This is a genomic window from Roseimaritima sediminicola, assembly GCF_009618275.1.
GTDB classification, from domain to species: Bacteria; Planctomycetota; Planctomycetia; order Pirellulales; family Pirellulaceae; genus Roseimaritima; species Roseimaritima sediminicola.
Genome location: NZ_WIAD01000144.1, coordinates 1 through 708, shown reverse-complemented (window position 1 = coordinate 708; position 708 = coordinate 1). Strand labels below are relative to the sequence as shown.

At 55.1% G+C, this 708-nt stretch carries 1 protein-coding gene; it reads right to left on the bottom strand.

The window, feature by feature from the left end; genetic code table 11:
• Nucleotides 1–593 (bottom strand): transposase (locus tag GE027_RS22645; protein WP_162006905.1); only part of this gene is annotated, 593 nt, incomplete at its 3' end.
• Nucleotides 594–708: the final 115 nt, after the last annotated feature.

Here is a 708-nt window from a genome sequence, read left to right as displayed (position 1 = left end):
GCCGAATCGCCAATGAAATGCAGCGTTTTACCAGCCGCATGTTTCGACAAGACGTTGATCATTTGAAGCATCAACTCAGTCTTCTTTCGATGCTTCCGCCGGAGCTTTTCGTTGGTTTTGGTATTGAGGTAAAGTCTCATCAGGACGGGGATCGCGTACTTGCGTTGCGGGTCTCTACGGGAGGGTACCAGCACGCACAGCACGACCCAGCAATGTCCCCAGCGAAACGAGGTGAAGCCACTGGAACTCTGGCAGGCATCACGGTGCATGCCCGCCCCGTAGACTTTGAGTCCTGTCTTGTGGACCAACGTATCGTCACCGACGAGATAGTAGCGGTGCTGATCGGTAAGTCGGACAACGAGATCGAACATCGCCAGCCCAACTTGGTCGATTGACCACCGCGCGGTGGCGAAGAGCCGATGGTAGGCGCTGTGGTGTTTGGTTACGTCGGTGGACCGCAGTGCCCCGAGGATGGTTCTTCGCGGGGCAAAGATCCATCCCGTGATGAGCTGCCGAAACGACTCGGCGGTTGGCTCGGTCATCGCGGCGGTGAAGACTTGCAGAAGTGGCATGAAAGATGTAGCAATGTCCATTGAAAGCGGCCTCCTTGTTCGGGTTAATTACCACAGGCGAAAGCCTGCAACCCGGAGGCCGTTTTCTCTATAAACATTTGCTAGCAAATGACGCAAGAACTGCGAAAGTCGAACT